The sequence below is a fragment of the Ancylobacter defluvii genome, from assembly GCF_018390605.1.
Classification (GTDB): Bacteria; Pseudomonadota; Alphaproteobacteria; order Rhizobiales; family Xanthobacteraceae; genus Ancylobacter; species Ancylobacter defluvii.
On sequence record NZ_JAHBGD010000024.1, the window covers coordinates 435,429 to 452,749 of the forward strand.

General features: G+C 67.4%; 11 protein-coding genes. 5 read left to right on the top strand and 6 right to left on the bottom strand.

What is annotated here, in order from left to right:
- Positions 1-6 precede the first annotated feature (6 nt).
- Complete coding sequence (gene folB, locus KHC24_RS18260) at positions 7-372, top strand: dihydroneopterin aldolase (RefSeq protein ID WP_213364740.1); 366 nt, start codon at positions 7-9, stop codon at positions 370-372.
- Positions 373-377: 5 nt separating this feature from the next.
- Here the strand turns inward: folB and KHC24_RS18265 are convergent, their stop codons facing one another.
- Positions 378-1,619, bottom strand: a complete 1,242-nt coding sequence (locus KHC24_RS18265; protein ID WP_213364741.1) for an acyltransferase family protein — start codon at positions 1,617-1,619, stop codon at positions 378-380.
- 194 nt (positions 1,620-1,813) lie between these two features.
- Between KHC24_RS18265 and pepN the strand changes: the two genes are divergently transcribed.
- Together pepN and KHC24_RS18275 are read left to right on the top strand one after the other, a co-directional pair.
- Positions 1,814-4,459, top strand: coding sequence for an aminopeptidase N (gene pepN, locus KHC24_RS18270; RefSeq protein ID WP_213365183.1), 2,646 nt, complete (start codon positions 1,814-1,816; stop codon positions 4,457-4,459).
- A 100-nt stretch (positions 4,460-4,559) separates the two neighbouring features.
- Complete coding sequence (locus tag KHC24_RS18275) at positions 4,560-5,966, top strand: GGDEF domain-containing protein (protein ID WP_213364742.1); 1,407 nt, start codon at positions 4,560-4,562, stop codon at positions 5,964-5,966.
- 6 nt (positions 5,967-5,972) lie between these two features.
- Here KHC24_RS18275 and fae read toward each other — a convergent pair whose 3' ends face one another.
- Positions 5,973-6,512 carry a formaldehyde-activating enzyme gene (fae, locus tag KHC24_RS18280; RefSeq protein WP_213364743.1) on the bottom strand — a complete coding sequence of 180 codons (540 nt, stop codon included), beginning with the start codon at positions 6,510-6,512 and terminating at the stop codon, positions 5,973-5,975.
- A gap of 273 nt (positions 6,513-6,785) precedes the next feature.
- Between fae and KHC24_RS18285 the strand changes: the two genes are divergently transcribed.
- Positions 6,786-9,134: a PAS domain-containing sensor histidine kinase gene (locus KHC24_RS18285; protein WP_213364744.1), complete on the top strand. Its 2,349-nt coding sequence runs from the start codon at positions 6,786-6,788 to the stop codon at positions 9,132-9,134.
- Positions 9,135-9,166: 32 nt separating this feature from the next.
- Positions 9,167-10,297 carry an NAD(P)/FAD-dependent oxidoreductase gene (locus tag KHC24_RS18290; protein WP_213364745.1) on the top strand — a complete coding sequence of 377 codons (1,131 nt, stop codon included), beginning with the start codon at positions 9,167-9,169 and terminating at the stop codon, positions 10,295-10,297.
- 3 nt (positions 10,298-10,300) lie between these two features.
- Here the strand turns inward: KHC24_RS18290 and KHC24_RS18295 are convergent, their stop codons facing one another.
- From KHC24_RS18295 to KHC24_RS18310, 4 genes are all read right to left on the bottom strand, one after another.
- Positions 10,301-13,219 carry a bifunctional [glutamine synthetase] adenylyltransferase/[glutamine synthetase]-adenylyl-L-tyrosine phosphorylase gene (locus KHC24_RS18295; protein WP_246547128.1) on the bottom strand — a complete coding sequence of 973 codons (2,919 nt, stop codon included), beginning with the start codon at positions 13,217-13,219 and terminating at the stop codon, positions 10,301-10,303.
- 112 nt (positions 13,220-13,331) lie between these two features.
- Positions 13,332-14,765 carry a sensor histidine kinase gene (locus tag KHC24_RS18300; protein WP_213364747.1) on the bottom strand — a complete coding sequence of 478 codons (1,434 nt, stop codon included), beginning with the start codon at positions 14,763-14,765 and terminating at the stop codon, positions 13,332-13,334.
- Positions 14,749-15,429 (bottom strand): response regulator transcription factor, encoded by a 681-nt coding sequence (locus KHC24_RS18305; RefSeq protein ID WP_213364748.1) that lies wholly within the window; start codon positions 15,427-15,429, stop codon positions 14,749-14,751. Before KHC24_RS18305 ends, KHC24_RS18300 begins: the two co-directional genes overlap by 17 nt.
- Before the next feature lie 274 nt (positions 15,430-15,703).
- Complete coding sequence (locus tag KHC24_RS18310) at positions 15,704-17,254, bottom strand: Do family serine endopeptidase (RefSeq protein ID WP_213364749.1); 1,551 nt, start codon at positions 17,252-17,254, stop codon at positions 15,704-15,706.
- Positions 17,255-17,321 lie beyond the last annotated feature (67 nt).

Sequence of the window (17,321 nt, forward strand, 5' to 3'; positions counted from 1 at the left end):
GCCTTCATGTCCGACCGAATCTTCCTGCGCGGCATCGAGCTGCACGCCTATCACGGCCTCTATGAGGAGGAGGCCCGGCTCGGGCAGCGCTTCGTGATCGACGTCGACTGGTGGCTCGACGCCCACGCCGCCGCCGAGCACGACGATTATGGCGAGACCGTCGGCTACGAGAAGGTGTTCGAGACCGTGCACGCCGTGTCGTCCGGGCACCGCTTCCACATTCTCGAAGCCTTTGCCGAGGCGATCGCCGCCGAGATCCTGCGCCGCTACGCCCGCGTCGAACGGGTGCGGGTCGAGCTGCACAAGCCGCACGCCCCGATCCCCGGCGTGCTGCGCGACGTCGGGGTCGAGATCGTCCGTCAACGCAACTGAACGCTTCAGCGGCGCTTGATGCGGACCGGCACCGGCGCGCCGTAGCGCGGCGTAGTCCGGGTCGACGGCAGCAGGCTCGCGGGTTTTTCCTGCGCCCGTGCCAGCCGGGCGAAGCGGTCGCGCCACGGCACCTCGATCAGCCGGAAGCTCAGCGCCGCGAGCGCGACCACCAGTGCCACGACCAGCGCCAGCACGATGCCGGCACCGGCGGCACCGATGTCGTAGAGCTGCTTGCCGACGCCATCTATCACCACCTGATGGCGGAGATTGACGCCGGCCACATCGCCATAGGCCCACAGGCCGTAACTGACCGCCAGCACCAGCACCGGCATGTGGATGAGGTAGATAGAAAACGACCAGCGCCCGAGCGCCTGCAACGGTGCCAGCCGCATCAGCCGCGAGGCGAGGCCGCCTTCGCGCGCGAAGACCAGGATCGGCACCGCGAAGGCCAGCGGCGCCAGCACGCTCAGCGCGTGCGCCTTGTCGGGCCCCCGGCCGGCGGCAACGATGAATGCGGTGGCCAGAGCCAGCGAGGCCAGCTCGAGCAGGGTGGCGAAGGGCAGAGGCCGGCCGCGCAGCGCCGCATGCAGGTGATAGGCGCCGACGCCGGTGAAGAAGCCGGCGATGCAGCGTATATAGCCGAAATCAGCGGTGGAATTCATATAGGCCGGCGCGAAGACGACGATGATCGCCGCCGCCGCCGCCGCCAGGGCCGAGGACACCAGCAGCAGCTTGCGCCGGGCGACCAGCACCACCAGCGCGAACAGCAGATAGGTGTAGAATTCCGCGCCGATACTCCAGGCCGGCCCATTCCAGGCCGAGCCGTACAGCCCCATGGAATTGAGCAGGACCGCGTTGAGCAGCAACGCCTGCAACGAATAATTGCCGCTTCTGGCATCGATCAGCAGCCGCTCGGGGTGATGGCCGGCGACGTTGATCGCCATCACGCCCAGCATCATGGCGAACAATATCGCCAGATGCAGCGGCCAAAGCCGGCCGACACGGCGCAGCAGGAAGCCCGCAAACTGCCGCCGATCGCCGATGCGATCGCGATAGGCGTGGCAGACGACGAATCCGGACAGAACGAAGAAAAAATCGACAAAAAGATATGAATTAAAAATAAATTCATTCTGCATAAACGGCGTGTTGACGATAAATATGAAGTGATAGACGACCACCATGACAGCGCAGACGCCGCGCCAGGAGTCGAGAACCTCGAATCTTTCGCCGGTTGCGGCAGCATGCATATCGAATACCTCTCAGGTACATCCTGCCGCCAGACATTATCGACTCATGACTGTCGGCACTCCGCGGAATCGCTAACGACACAATGTGGCAAGAGTTCCGTTTTCAATTCGCGCTCTGGAGGGGTCGGGGGGACTTCCGGTCGTCGCCCCGACGTTCTACAGCTTGCTCCTCGTGCATGCGGGAGTGAGCGATGATGCGTGATTCCGACCCCAGCCCCGTTCGTCTCGCGGATTATCGGCCGCCGGACTGGCTGATCGATACCGTCGATCTCGACATCAGCCTCCACCCCACCGCCACGGTCATCCGCGCCCGGCTCGGCATGCGCCCCAACCCGGCGGGCCGCGAAGGATCGCCGATCGTGCTCGACGGCGACGAGCTGGTGCTGAAATCGCTGGCGCTCGACGGGGAGCGGCTGGCCGGCAACGCCTACAGCGTCACGCCGTCCTCGCTCACCCTGCTGGCGCCGCCGCAGCGCCCGCTGGTGCTGGAGATCGAGACGCGGCTCGATCCCTCCGCCAACACCAAGCTGATGGGGCTCTATCGCTCCAGCGGCACCTACTGCACACAGTGCGAGGCCGAGGGATTCCGTCGCATCACCTATTTCCCGGACCGGCCAGACGTGCTGGCGGTCTACACCACCCGCATCGAGGCCGAGCGGGCCGAGGCGCCGGTGCTGCTCGGCAATGGCAACAAGGTCGAGGAGGGCGAGGTGCCCGGCACCAGCCGCCATTTCGCGGTGTGGCACGATCCGTGGCCGAAGCCCTGCTATCTGTTCGCGCTGGTCGGCGGGCGCCTTGACCGCGTCAGCGACCGCTTCGTCACCGCCACCGGGCGTGATGTCGAACTCGGCATCTATGTCGAGCCCGGCAAGACCGCGCGGGCCGGCTACGCCATGGATGCGCTCAAGCGCTCCATGCGTTGGGACGAGAAAGCCTTCGGCTGCGAATACGACCTCGACGTGTTCAACATCGTCGCCGTCGCTGATTTCAACATGGGCGCGATGGAGAATAAGGGCCTCAACGTCTTCAACGACAAATACGTGCTGGCAACCCCGGAAACCGCGACCGACAACGACTATGCCAGCATCGAGGGCATCATCGCCCACGAATATTTTCACAATTGGACCGGCAACCGCATCACCTGCCGCGACTGGTTCCAGCTGTGCCTGAAGGAAGGCCTCACCGTCTTCCGCGACCAGGAGTTCTCCTCCGACCAGCGCTCGCGGCCGGTGAAGCGCATCATCGACGTGCGGCTCCTGAAGGCCTACCAGTTCAGCGAGGATGCCGGTCCGCTGGCGCATCCGGTGCGGCCCAGCACCTATCGCGAGATCAACAATTTCTACACCGCTACCGTCTACGAGAAGGGCGCCGAGGTGGTGCGGATGCTGAAGACCCTGCTGGGTCCGGAAGGCTTCCGCAATGGCATGGACCTCTATTTCGAGCGCCATGACGGGCAGGCGGCGACCATCGAGGATTTCCTCGCCTGCTTCGCCGATGCCACCGGCACCGATCTCACCCATTTCGCCCTGTGGTACGCCCAGTCCGGCACCCCGCAGCTCACCGTGACCGGCGAGTGGAATCCGGCCGAGAACAGCTACCGGCTGGATGTCGAGCAGACCGTACCGCCGACGCCCGGCCAGCCGGACAAGCAGCCGATGCTCATCCCGCTCGCCATCGGCCTCGTCTCCCCCTCGGGAGAGGACCTGCCGCTCACCCTCGCCGACGGCACCTCGCCGGCGGGTGGCGTGCTGACCATCGACAGCGCCCGGCAAAGCTTCGTGTTCCGCGACGTGGCGGAGCGCCCGGTGCCCTCGCTCAATCGCGGCTTCTCGGCGCCGGTGCGGCTCGCCAGCAACCTGTCGACCGACGACCTCGTCTTCCTCGCCCGCCACGACCACGACCCGTTCAACCGCTTCGAGGCGGTGCAGACCATCGCCTTCGCCTATCTCATCGAGGCGACGCAGGCGGTGACCTCCGGCCGCAACCTGCCCGGACCGGAGGCGCTGATCGCCGCCCTGGCGGCGAGCCTTGCCGATCCGGCGCTCGATCCGGCTTTTGTCGGCCAGGTGCTGACGATACCCTCGGAAGGCGACATCGCCCGCGAGATCGGCGGCGACGTCGATCCGGACGCGGTCTATGCCGCCCGGCGTAACCTGCGCCGCGCCGTCGGCACCGCGCTCGCCGATCCTCTCGTCGGTGCCTTCGAGCGCTTCGCCGCTCCCGGCCCCTATTCTCCCGACGCCGCCTCGGCCGGCCGGCGCACGCTGCGCAACACCTGCCTCAGCCTGCTGGCGGAAGCGGGGGCCGGCGACGGCATCGCCCGCGCCCTCGGCCTGTACCGCGCCGCCGACAACATGACCGATCGCCTGCAGGCGCTGATGACGCTGGTCCACTATGCTCCGGAGCATCGCGACGAGGCGTTGGGCGACTTTTACGAACGCTTCCGCGACGATCCGCTGGTGATCGACAAGTGGTTCGGCATTCAGGCGCAGATCGCCGAGCCGGGGACGCTGGACCGGGTCCGGGAGCTGACCGGCCACCCCGCCTTCTCGATGCGCAACCCGAACCGGGTGCGGGCGCTGATCGGCAGCTTCGCCACCGGCAACCCGACGCAGTTCAACCGTGCCGACGGCGCCGGCTTCGACTTCCTCACCGACACGGTGCTTGGGCTCGACGGTGCCAACCCGCAGCTGGCGGCACGGCTGCTCGGGGCGTTCAAGAGCTGGCGGGTGCTGGAAGCGGGGCGGCGCGCACAGGCGGAGGCGGCGCTGCGCCGCGTCGCCGGCACGCCCGGCCTGTCGCCGGACGTTACCGACATCGTCACCCGCTCGCTGGCGTAGGGTCGGGCCGAAGGGCCGCCCCGGCCGAACTTCTCCCCGCGCGCGAGGACGCAGTCGTGATAGTGTCCTCACAATGCAGCAGGGGAAACCGTCGGCCATCATGGGCGAGAGGACATCCGACGCGTTCGAGCCCCTTCCCACGCCGGTCACCGGGCCGGCCTATGAGTTGGCGCCGGTCGGGCTCTGCACCCTTGATCCCCAGCACCGGATCCTCGCCTGCAACCGGCGCTTCCGCAGCCTGATCGCGGCGGCGGAAGCCGAACCCGTCGGCGCCGCTCTCGGCGCGTGGCTGCCGGGCGCCGATGCACTGCTCGATCGTCTCGCCGAGCCCGCCGCGGCGGGAGAGACCGATCTGGCGATCGAACGCGACGGCCGGCGGCATATCCTGCGCCTCGCCGCCACCCGTCTCGACGACGGCGTGTCATTGGCGGTTACCGACGTGACCGCCATGGTCGAGGTGCAGGAGGCCCTGCACCGCGCCGTCGAGCGGTCGAGCTTCGCGCTGGATAGTGCCGGCCAATGGGTCTGGGACTACGACATCGTCGCCAATCGCGTCTGGCGCTCGCAGCAGTGGAAGCGGGCGCTCGGCTACGCGCCAGGTGAACTCGCCGATCAGGACGAGCCCTGGCGCATCGTGCATCCGTCCGACCGCAAGACGGTGCAGGCGGCGATGGCGCAGATCCACGCCGGCACGCGCAGCGACTTCGCGGCCACCTACCGGCTGCGCCACAAGGATGGCAGCTGGCGCTTCATCCTCAGCCGCGGCAAGGTCGTCGCCCATACGCCGGAAGGCCGTCCGGCCCGCATGCTGGCCACCAGCGTCGACATCACCCCGCAGAAGGAGGTGGAGCGCGAACTGGAGGCCACCATCCGCCAGCGCCGGGCGCTCGAACACGATCTGATCGTCGCCAATCGCCGCCTGCGGCTGCTGGCGGAGATCGATAGCCTCACCGAGCTGCCGAACCGCCGAAAGTTCGACAAATGCCTCGAACGCGAATTCCGGCGCACCCGGCGCGAGCGGCCCAGCATCGCGCTCGCGATGATCGACGTCGATTATTTCAAGTCGTTCAACGACCTGTACGGACATCAAGCCGGCGACGACTGCCTGCGTGCCGTGGCCGAGGCGCTCCAGCAGGTGGTCCGCCCCTCGCGGGACATCGTCACCCGCTATGGCGGCGAGGAGTTCGCCGCGATCTTCGTCGACATCGACGCCGCCGACGCTCTCTCCATCGCCCGGCGCATGGCCGAAGCGGTCGCCCGGCTCGCGGTTCTCCACCGCGGCAGTCCGTTCGGCGTGGTGACGATCTGCATCGGCCTGACGCTGTTCAGCTTTGGCCAGCAGCGCCGGCTGCGCACGCCCCATCAGCTGGTGCAGGCCGCCGACCGGGCCCTCTATGCCGCCAAGGAGGCCGGCCGCGACCAGATCGCCCTTGCCAGCCCGCTGGAGGACGGCCGTTTCGAGACCCGGCTCATCGGGCGCGACGCCAGCGCCGCGCCCGTCGGCTGATCGGCGTCAGTAGTCCACCACGCCATCCAGCGCGTAGTGCTTGATCGTCTTGCGGTTGGCGATCAGCTCATCCGCCGTCGGCTTGCCGGTGAGGGCGCGCTCGATGGCGATCTTCATCGCCTCGTAATTGGTGCGGTAGAGATCCTTCTGATCGAGGTTCGGATCCTCCGGGCAGCGGGGATCGAGCCACACCATCACGATCATGCACAGCTCGTCGGCCTGATCCTTCGGCAGGATGCCCTCGGCCAGCGTGTCGACGATGGCGTCGCCGATCGCCGCCTGTACCACGCCGCCCAGCAGCTCGACATAAGCAGCCGAGGGAATGGTGACCTTGGAGGTCATCATCGTCGCCGGCCGCACCATCTGGTTGAGGTCGCGGATGACGAACATGCGGGTGTGGCCCGCCGCCTGGCCCATCATGGAGGCGAAGGCGTGGCCGGCGGGGCCGCGAACCGAGCCGATGAGGATCTCCGGCATGGCGTCGGTGAACTGGCCGTCGGCAGCGAGAACCGTCGCTTCGCCGGTGCGGAACCATATATCGGTCATGATTTTCTCCCTTCTGGGGCATTCTGCGGAGCGGCAATAGCATCCCGATCGGACCAGCGTCCATGCGGCTGATGCGCCATCCCGGCGTAACTGTCTGACACGACTCGACTTGAGCCGAGCTCCACCCCTCAAAGTTGCTGAATCGTTAACTTGACTCCCAGAGACTCTGGACAGGAAGGGGCCGTTTCGATTCAAATCATCGGTGATTCGGCGGGCTGGGATGGTCGCGCCGGGCACTGGGATCAGGGCAAGAGTGATTGGGGGAGACCGGCGATGGCACGCGCCAACGCTGCGGGCGCGTCCGTGCGCGTTCAGGCCATGCGCGGTCTGGCTCGTTCGGTCGCTCGACCCGCCTATCAGCGGCTGGTCGATGCCGAACCCTTCATGCGCAGGGCGGTGCCGGCGCTCATCGTCGCCTTCATCGCCATCGTCGCGGTGGCTGCCGTCGTGCAGATCCGTGCCTATCGCGCCGACTCCATTACCGATGCCAAGGACGAGCTGGCGCTGTTCACCCTCGCCGTCGCCAGCGAGCTGCGCCAGCACCAGGGGCAGGCGCAGGGCGGCACCGATCCGGCCGCGCTGGCCATATCCCTGAAAGCCAGCCTGCCGGTCCGCGCCGCCGAGGCGCGCCGACGCTACGCGCTTGCCGATGCGAGCGGCAATGTCCGCGCCTCCAGCGACGACGACCCCGCCATCATCGCGGATATCCGCTTCGTCCTCACCAACGCCCAGGCGCTGACGATCTTCGCCGAGAGCGCCGGCGTGCTCGATGTCACCCTCAGCGATGGCCGCGACGGCCTCGCCACGGTCCGCAACATTCCCGGCCAGCCGTTGCAGCTGGTGGCCATCCAGCCGCTCGCCGGCGCGCTGTCGACCTGGCAGTCGGACACCATCCTCACCGTCACGCTGCTCTCGACCACCGGCGGCGTGCTGCTGATCCTCGGCTTCGCCTTCCACTGGCAGGCGACCCGCGCCCGCGAGGCCGACGGCATCTACGACACGGTGCGCGCGCGCATCGACACCGCGCTTTCCCGCGGGCGCTGCGGCCTGTGGGACTGGGACATGGGCCGCGGGCGCATGTTCTGGTCGGAATCGATGTTCGAGATGCTCGGGCTGGCACCGCGCGACGAACTCGTCTCGTTCGGCGACGTCAGCGGCCTCGTACATCCCGACGATGTCGATCTCTACGACGTGGCGAAGGAAATCGCCGACAAGCCGGGCCGCATCATCGAGCGCGTGTTCCGCATGCGGCATGCCGATGGCCATTGGGTATGGCTGCGCGCTCGGGCGGAAGTCGTGCCGCAGGAGAATGGCGAGCCGCCGCATCTGATCGGCATCGCCGTCGATGTCACCGAGGAGCGCCGTCTCGCCGAGCGCACCGCCACCGCCGACATGCGGCTGCGCGACGCCATCGAGAGCATCTCGGAATCCTTCGTGCTGTGGGACAGCTCGAACCGCCTTGTGCTGTCCAACTCGAAGTTCCAGACCCTGCACGGCTTCGGCGACACCACCCTGGCTCCCGGCACGCCCTTCGACACCATCGCGACGCAGCTGCGCCAGCCGGTGGTGCGCATCCCGCTACGCTCCGAGGATCGGCCGGAAGAAGGTGCCCGCTCCTTCGAAGCGCAGATCGAGGGCGGGCGCTGGCTGAAGATCGCCGAGCGCCGCACCAAGGATGGCGGCTACGTTTCGGTCGGCACCGACATCACCACGCTGAAGCGCCACGAAGAGCGCCTGATGGACAACGAGAAGCGGCTGATGGCGCTGGTTGCCGACCTGCGCAAGTCGCAGCAGACGCTGGAGATGCAGGCGCTGCAGCTGGCCGAGCTGGCGCAGAACTACTCCGACGAGAAGACCAAGGCCGAGGACGCCAACCGCGCCAAGTCGGAATTCCTCGCCAATATGAGCCATGAGCTGCGCACGCCGCTCAACGCCATCATCGGCTTCTCCGAACTGATGGAAAGCGGCCTGTTCGGCCCGCTCGGCAGCGAGAAGTACAACGAGTATTGCCGCGACATCCGCGATTCCGGCCGCTACCTCCTCGACGTCATCAACGATATCCTCGACATGTCGCGCATCGAGGCCGGCCGCATGCAGCTGACCTTGCAGCCGACCAAGCTCGACGAGATCGTCACCGATGCCATTCGCGTCATGTCGGTGCGCGCCGACGAGAAGAAGCTGGCCGTCGTCTCCGAGGCCGACCCCGAGCTCATGGTCGAGGCCGACAAGCGGGCGCTGAAGCAGATCGCGCTGAACCTCATCTCCAACGCCATCAAGTTCACCCCCGAGCACGGCCGCATCACCCTGCGCACCCGCCGCACCAAGCAGTCGGCGCTGCTGGTCATCGAGGATACCGGTATCGGCATCCCGAGGAGCGCCCTCGCCAAGATCGGCCGGCCATTCGAGCAGGTCGAGAGCCAGTTCACCAAGACGCACAAGGGATCGGGCCTCGGCCTCGCCATCGCCAAGTCGCTCGTGGAGTTGCATGGCGGCACCATGCGCATCCGCTCCTCCGAAGGCGTCGGCACCACGGTCATCATCCGCCTGCCGCTGAATGGCCGTCCCGGCCTGCAATACCGGAATGCCGCCGGCGAGTTGTCGGACGAGACCGAGGCGAGCTAGTTTCGGCCTCATCGCACACCGGATCGAACTGCATGCCCGCGCCGCACATTGATGAAGCCGTCCCCGTCGATTGCGTGGTGGCGGGCGCCGGGGTGGTCGGGCTGGCGGTCGCGCGGGCGCTGGCGCTCGCCGGGCGGGACGTGCTGGTGCTGGAAGCCGCCGGTCTGATCGGCTCGGAAACCTCGGCCCGCAACAGCGAGGTGATCCACGCCGGCATCTACTACAAGCCCGGCTCGCTGAAGGCCCGGCTCTGCGTCGCCGGCCGAAATGCGCTCTATGCCTATTGCGCCGAACGCGGCATCGGCCATAGGTGCTGCGGCAAGCTGATCGTCGCCAATGGAGAAGCCGAGGCCGCCAAGCTCGATGCCATCCGCGTCCAGGCCGCCGCCTGCGGCGTCACCGATCTCGAACCGCTGGATCGTGGGACGCTGAGTGAAATGGAACCGGCGCTCAGGGCGGACGCCGCGCTGCTGTCCCCCTCGACCGGTATCATCGACAGCCACGGCCTGATGCTGGCGTTGCAAGGCGATCTGGAAGACCGCGGCGGAGCCATCGCCTTCAACGCCCCCATCCACGGCGGCAGCGTCACGCCTGCCGGCATATTCCTCGATGTCGGCGGCACCGAGCCGATGACGCTCCTCGCCACGACCTTCGTCAATTGCGCCGGCCATGGCGCCGTCGCGCTGGCCGGCGCCATCGAGGGGCTCGACCGAAGCCATGTGCCGACGGCCTATCTCTGCAAGGGCTCCTACTATTCCCTGCCAGGCCGCGCGCCCTTCTCGCGGCTGATCTACCCCGTGCCGGAGGGGGCGGGTCTCGGCGTCCACCTCACACTGGATCTCGGTGGACAGGCGCGCTTCGGCCCCGACACCGAATGGATCGACACCATCAATTACGATGTCGATCCCATCCGCGCCGAGCGCTTCTACGATGCGATCCGCTGCTATTGGCCGGTATTGCCGGACGGCGCGCTGACCCCTGCCTATGCCGGCATCCGGCCGAAGATTACCCCACCGGGCGCCCCCGCCGCCGATTTCCGCATTGACGGACCGACCGAACATGGCGTGCCTGGGCTGGTGAACCTGTTCGGCATCGAATCCCCCGGTCTCACCGCCAGTCTCGCCATCGGCGATCTTGTCGTAGAAAAGCTTGCGGTGCGCTGACGCTCAGCGTTGCCGGCGGATCTGCGGGCCTGACAACAGGCGGAGAAAGACGCTTCTTACCTCCTGTTGCGTTTCGCGCAGATGCGCATCGAGGGTGGCGAAATCAGGCATGGTGCCTGCGCGGGCCAGCAATTGGCGAAGGGCGGGACTCGCGAGCGCCGGATCGAACGCGTCGGTCACAGCGAGGCGCAGCACCTGCGTCAGATCGTGCAGCAGGGAGCAGGCACGGGTGAGCAATTGCGTATCAACAGTGTCTAAAACCCCCAACCGCCCAGCACTCGCCAGGACCCGCACCGTGGAGGTCTGCATGATCTCGGGATGTGCCACGCCATGCGCGAGCACGAGAAACTGCGCGAGGAATTCGAGGTCTACCAACCCACCCTGGGTGTATTTCAGGTCCCAAGCCTGACCGTCGCCCTTTTCTTCGGCGATGGCCAGGCGCATGTCGAGGATATCCGCCGCCAGCCGCACCGGATCGCGCCTGCGGCGCAACACCGCTGAAATCGATTGTTCCACCCGCCCGCGGAAGACCGGCGACGCCAGCACCACCCGCGCCCGCGTCAGCGCCATGTGCTCCCAGGTCCAGGCCTCCTCGGCCTGATACACCTCAAAGGCCGGCAACCGCGTGGCGATCGGCCCGGCCCGGCCGGAAGGGCGCAGGCGAAGGTCGACTTCGTAGAGCCGGCCGGCATTGGTGGGGGTGGTGAGCGCGCTCACCAGCCGCTGCGTCAGCCGGGCATAATATTGTGTTCCGTGCAGCGGGCGCGGACCATCGGATTCCGGCGCCGCATCGTCGAAGTCGTAAAGCACGATGAGATCGAGATCGGAGCCGGCGGTCATCTCGCGGCCGCCAAGCTTGCCCATGGCCAGCACCGCCACCTCGCCGCCGGCAAGCACGCCGTGCGCCTCGCGGAAGCGGTCGATCACCTGCTCGCCCAGTACCCGGATCACCACATCGGCCAGGCGCGCGAAGGCATCGCCCGCCTGCTCCGCCGGCAGCGTGCCGGAGAGCACGCGCACTCCCATCAGCACATGCTGCTCCTGGCGGAAGCGGCGGGCGCGGTCGAGCAGGTCTTCCTCGTCGCTCGCCTCGGCGAGTTGGCTCCGCAGCCGCCCCTCCAGAGCCACCTCGTCCGGCAACGGGCCAAAGAAGGCCGGATCGAGCAGCGCGTCGAACAGCACCGGCCGCCGGGCAAGGATCTCGCCGAGCCGCGGCGCGGTCGAGAGAATCGTGGCAAGCAGGCGCACGAGGTCGGGATTGCGGGCCAACACCGAGAAGAGCCGCAACCCGACGGCAAGCTGGCGAAAGAAGCGGTCGGCGGCGATAAGCGCCAGATCGGGCTCGCCGCCGCGCGCCAGCGCATCGAGCAACAGCGGCACGATGGCGGCCAGCCGCTCGCGAGCAGTCGCATTATGCAGAACGCGCGGCTCTCCCGCCAGCCAGCCACGTACCGTGACGCTCGCCTGCTGCGGCTGCTGATAACCGAGCCGATGCAGCGTCGCCAGCGTCTCACGGTCGTCGGCCTTGGCGGGAAACTCCAACCGCCCCTCCACGGCAGCACGTGGCGGAGCGTCCTCGAACAGACGTGCATAATGACGCTGCACCCGTGTGAGCCGCCGGGTAAGTTCGGCCGCGAATGCCTCGCGCGAGGCATACCCCATGAAACCGGCGAAATCCGCCAATAGCCGGGGCTCATCCGGCAGCGTATGGGTCTGCTCGTCGGCGACCATCTGCAACCGGTGCTCGACCCGGCGCAGATAAACATAGGCCTCGCTCAGTTCCTCGCGTGCAGACTTGCCGATCCAGCCATCTTCGGCGAGGCGCTCCAGCGCCTCCAGCGTGCGCGGCGTGCGCAACCGGGTATCACGGCCGCCGGCGATCAATTGCTGCGTCTGGGCGAAGAACTCGATCTCGCGAATGCCGCCGCGGCCGAGTTTGACATTGTGCCCTTCCACGGCCACCGCATCATGGCCGCGGAAGGCGTTGATCTCCTGCTTCATCGCGTGCACGTCGGCCACCGCCGCATAGTCCAGCGAGCGGCGCCACACGAATGGCGCCATCTGCTTCAGGAAGCTCTCGCCGAGCGCGAGATCGCCGGCGATCGGCCGCGCCTTGATATAGGCGGCGCGCTCCCAGGTGGCGCCCTCGCGCTCATAATAGTCGAGCGCGCTGTCGACGGAGAGCGCGGCCTGCGTCGAGGCCGGATCCGGCCGCAGCCGCAGATCGACGCGCGCCACGTAGCCGTCCGGCGTGCGCTCCTGGATAAGCCGCACAAGTTGACGCGTCAGCCGGACGAAGAAAGACGCCGCCTCGACATCCCTGCGAAGCGGCGCCTGCGACGGGTCGTAGAGGACGATAAGGTCGACATCGCTGGAATAGTTGAGTTCGCGCGCGCCGTGCTTACCCATGGCAAGCACCACATAACCACTGGCGCCACCGGTGAATTTCCGTGCCTTGCCGGCGCCGACCGCCTCGCGCAGCAGATAGTCGACTGCCGCCGAGATCGCCGCATCGGCGGTTGCGGTCAGTTCCGCCGTAACGGCCGCGAGATCGAACACCTCGCCGATATCGGCGAGCGCGACGGCAAGCGCCGTCTCGGCACGCAGCCGCCGCAAGGCGACCATCACCTCGGCTTCATCCGTGGCGGCCTGCACCGCCTCGGCCATGGCCATGCGTGCCCCGGCGAGACCGGCGGCGGGATCGGCGTGCAGCAGCCGCAGCAAGCGAGCCGGATCACGGCGGATCAGTTCGGCAAGAAACGGTGAATGGACGCACACACTCGCCAGCACGGCCGCGGCGTCGGGATAGGCCGCCAGTTGCCCGGCAAGGCCTTGGCGGACACTGTCCTCTGCCGTCTCGATCAGGGCCGTGAGCGGATGCGGCGCCTTCGAAACGTCCGGCAGGCCGACTCCCGCGCGCATGTGCGCCGCCAGCCCGTTCTGTTCCTTCCGCGCTGCCTTTCGCCTGCCCTGTCGCTCCGCCATATCGTCCGCGCACCTCCAATTCGCCGCCCACTCTATAGGCAAAGAATTGTCAAAGTGCTGCATCCTCCGGTGATGCGGCGACAGGATCCGCCACCTCCACCTCGGCGGGCAATTCGATCACGACACGCAGCCCGGGCTCGTTGTCCTCCAGACGGATCGAACCGCCATGCAGATGCACCACCGCGGCGACCAGTGACAGACCCAGCCCCGAGCCCGGCTGGGTCCGGCTCTTCTCCAGCCTCACGAAGCGCTGCAGCACATGCGCGCGCTCCTCGGGCGCGATGCCCGTGCCGCCATCGGCGACGAGGAGACGAACCGTGTCCCCCTCGCGACTGGCGGCGATGGCGATGCGGCCGCGCGCACCCGGCATGTCCGGGGCACCGTATTTGATGGCATTGTCCACGAGGTTCGACAGCGCCTGTCCGAGCAGTTCACGCACGCCTCGAACCATCAGCGGTCCGTCGATCGCCACGTCGAGATCGAGCCCCTGCTCGTCGGCGAGCGGCTCATAGAGTTCGGCGACGCCGGTCGCCGTTTCGGCGAGATCGACCGGCTGCATCGCCGACTGGCCCTGCCCCGCCTCCACTCGCGCGATCATCAGCAGCGCGTCGAAGGTGCGGATCAATCCGTCGGACTCGTCGATGGTCTGTTCGGTCGCCGCCCGCCAGTCATCGTCGGCGCGGGCGGTGCGCAGCGCATCCTCCGCCCGGTTGCGTAGCCGGGTGAGAGGGGTCTTGAGGTCGTGGGCGATGTTGTCGGATACCTGCTTCAGGCCCACCATGAGCGCCTCGATGCGCTCCAGCATGGCGTTGAGGCTCAAGGCCAGACGGTCGAATTCGTCGCCGGTGCCAGCCACCGACAGGCGCCCGGATAGGTTGCCGGCCATGATGCTCTCGGAAGTGGCGGTCATCTGGTCGATGCGCTTGAGCACCCTCCGCGTGACGAAGATGCCGCCGGCCACCCCGAGCACGACCAGCAGCGCCAACCCCCACACCACCGGTCCGATGATGATCTTACGCAGTTCCTCGCGCTCGACGATGTCGCGGCCGATCAGCAGCCGGAACTCGCCGGGCAGATAGATGACGTGCACCAGCGCCCGGCTCGGCGGCCGGATCGCATCGTCGGAGCGCAGATAATCGATCTCCTGCCAGCCTTCCTGCGACAGGAAATTCAGCGGCAGGTTCAGCACATTGCCGGCCAGCGGCTCGCCGTTGAAGCTGGTCAGCAGCAGCAGCCCGGCATCAGGCGCACGCGAGCGACGGTTCACCACCTGCACCAGCCGCGAAATGCCGCCGCGCTCGAACTGGCTTTTCATGAAGTCGGTGTCGGCCTGGATGGATTCGCTCGCCTGACGGGTGACGAGGCGCTGGGTATGCCAGCCGAGATAGCCGATCAGCGAGCCAGCAAAGACCGCGAAGACGAGGAGATAGGCGGCGATCAGCTTGATTGCCGTGGTGCGGGCGAGCTTACCGAGCGATGTCACGAACGACATATCCGGCCCCGCGCACCGTGTGCAGAAGCGGCGGATCGAACCCCTTGTCGATCTTGGAGCGCAACCGCGAGACATGGACGTCGATCACGTTGGTTTGCGGATCGAAGTGATAATCCCAGACATTCTCCAGCAGCATGGTGCGGGTCACCACCTGCCCGGCATGGCGCATGAGATATTCGAGCAATCGGAACTCTCGGGGCTGCAGTACGATCTCCTGACCGGCACGGGTGACGCGGTGCGCCAGCCGGTCGAGCTCCAGATTCGCGACGCGATAGACCGTGTCCGCCGCCTGCGGCCCACCACGGCGGGCCAATGCCTCGACACGGGCGAGCAGTTCGGAGAAGGCGTAGGGCTTGGGCAGGTAATCATCGCCGCCGGCGCGCAGGCCGGTCACCCGGTCGTCGACCTGGCCGAGCGCGGAGAGGATCAGCGTTGGAGTCGCATCGCCGCGCCCGCGCAACTCGGTGATCAGCGAGAGCCCGTCGCGGCGCGGCAGCATGCGATCGACCACCAGCACGTCGTAGCCGCCGTCGAGCGCGAGGGCGAGTCCCTCCTCGCCGTCGCCAGCGATGTCGGCGATGTGTCCCGCCTCGCGGAACGCCTTGCGCAGATAGTCGGCGGCGGAGCGGTCGTCTTCGACGATGAGCAAACGCATGGTGAAGTCTTCAGCGGAGGGACCGCCGGCCGTCGACACGTCGGCGGCGTCCGCGTGACGCGCCGGCGGCCGAAGGGAATCGGCAGCGGAAGTCGGTTGCGACATGATGTACGGCATAATCAGTCTCCCGCCTATCGCAGAGGTACCTTGCGGTGTTCTTTGCAGCTCCCCGCAAACGACAGACGCGGGAGCCCTTTCGGACCCCCGCGCCATCGGACCGGCTACAACCCAAGGGGCGACGGAACGGACCGCAGCCGGAACCGATCGGGGTCGATCAGCCGCGCTGCTGGCCGAGCGAAATGGCGACGAAACGCGTCCCCTGCTCGGACTTCACCCGCATCAGCACCGCCTTGCGGTTGTCCTTGCGGGCATCCGCGAGGCCGGCACGCACGTCCGCCGGGCTGGAGACCGGCTTGCCGCCAACGTCCAGAATGACGTCGCCCGCCTTGATGCCACGCTCGGCGGCCGGGCCGTTCGGGTCGACCTCGGTCACCACCACGCCCTGCTCGCCGGCACCGGCGACGCCCTTGGCGGGAGCCAGCGACAGGCCGAGACGGGGACCGTTGCGGTCGCCCTTGTCCTGCTCGCCGTCCTTCTGGTCGTTGGAGGCGACATCGGTGGGCAGTTGCTCGAGGTTTACCGACACGGTGATCGGCTTGCTGTCGCGCAGCACGCTCAGCTTCACGCTGGTGCCGGGCTTCAGCTTGGCGATCTCACGCGACATCTCGCGGGAGTCCTTGATCTCCTTGCCGTCGATTGCGGTGACGACGTCACCCGCCTTCAGGCCGGCCTTCTCGCCGGGCGTATTCGGCTGCACCTGGGCGATCAGCGCACCCTGGGCATCCTTGAGGCCGAGCGCCTCGGCGACGTCCTCGTTCACCGGCTGGATCTGGACGCCGACATAGCCGCGCGCCACCGTTCCACCGTTCTTGAGGGCGTCCACGACTTCCGACACCGTCTCCGACGGGATCGCGAAGGCGATACCGACATTGCCGCCCGAGGGCGAGACGATGGCGGTGTTCACGCCGATGACTTCGCCATTGAGGCCGAAGGTCGGGCCGCCCGAATTGCCGCGATTGATCGGCGCGTCAATCTGGATGAAGTCGTCATAGGGGCCGGAGCCGATGTCGCGGCCGCGGGCCGAAACGATGCCAGCGGTCACCGTGCCGCCGAGGCCAAACGGGTTGCCGACCGCGACCACCCAGTCACCGACGCGCGGCGGAGCACCCGCCAGCTTCACCCAAGGGAAGTTGTCCTTGCCATCGACCTTAAGCAGCGCGACGTCGGTGCGCGGATCGGTGCCGATCACTTTGGCGGTGTAGCTCTTGCCGTCGGTGGTGGTCACATCGACTTCGGAGGCGCCGTCGACCACGTGGTTGTTGGTGACGACATAGCCGTCGCCGGAGATGAAGAAGCCGGAGCCCTGGCCGACGACACGGCCATGACCCTGCGGGCCGGGGCCACGACCGGGGCCGCCCGGGCCGCCGGGACCGAAGCCGAAGCGGCGCATGAAACGCTCGATCTGCGGCGGCACGTTCTGCGCGCCGGGCTCGTCGTCATTGGCCACCATCTCGTCGGTCGCGTCCTTCTTCACCTTCACGCTCACCACGGCAGGGGAGACCTTCTCGACGATGTCGGCGAAGGAGAAGGTGTTGGCCGGCTGGTTGGTGGTGATCTGGGCGAAGGCCGGCGTCACCGCCTCCGGCATCACGAAGGCGCCGACTGCACCGCCGGCGAGCGCCAGGGTGAACACACCGGCGAGCAGCCGGCTGCGGCTCTTGCGCAGGGTGGACGTCTTGGTTTCGGGAAGCGCGTTGCGCGACATATGTCTGTCCTCGTTCTTCGACCTTAGCTGCCTCTCGGGGAGGCTTGAACGAGAACCTAGATGCCGT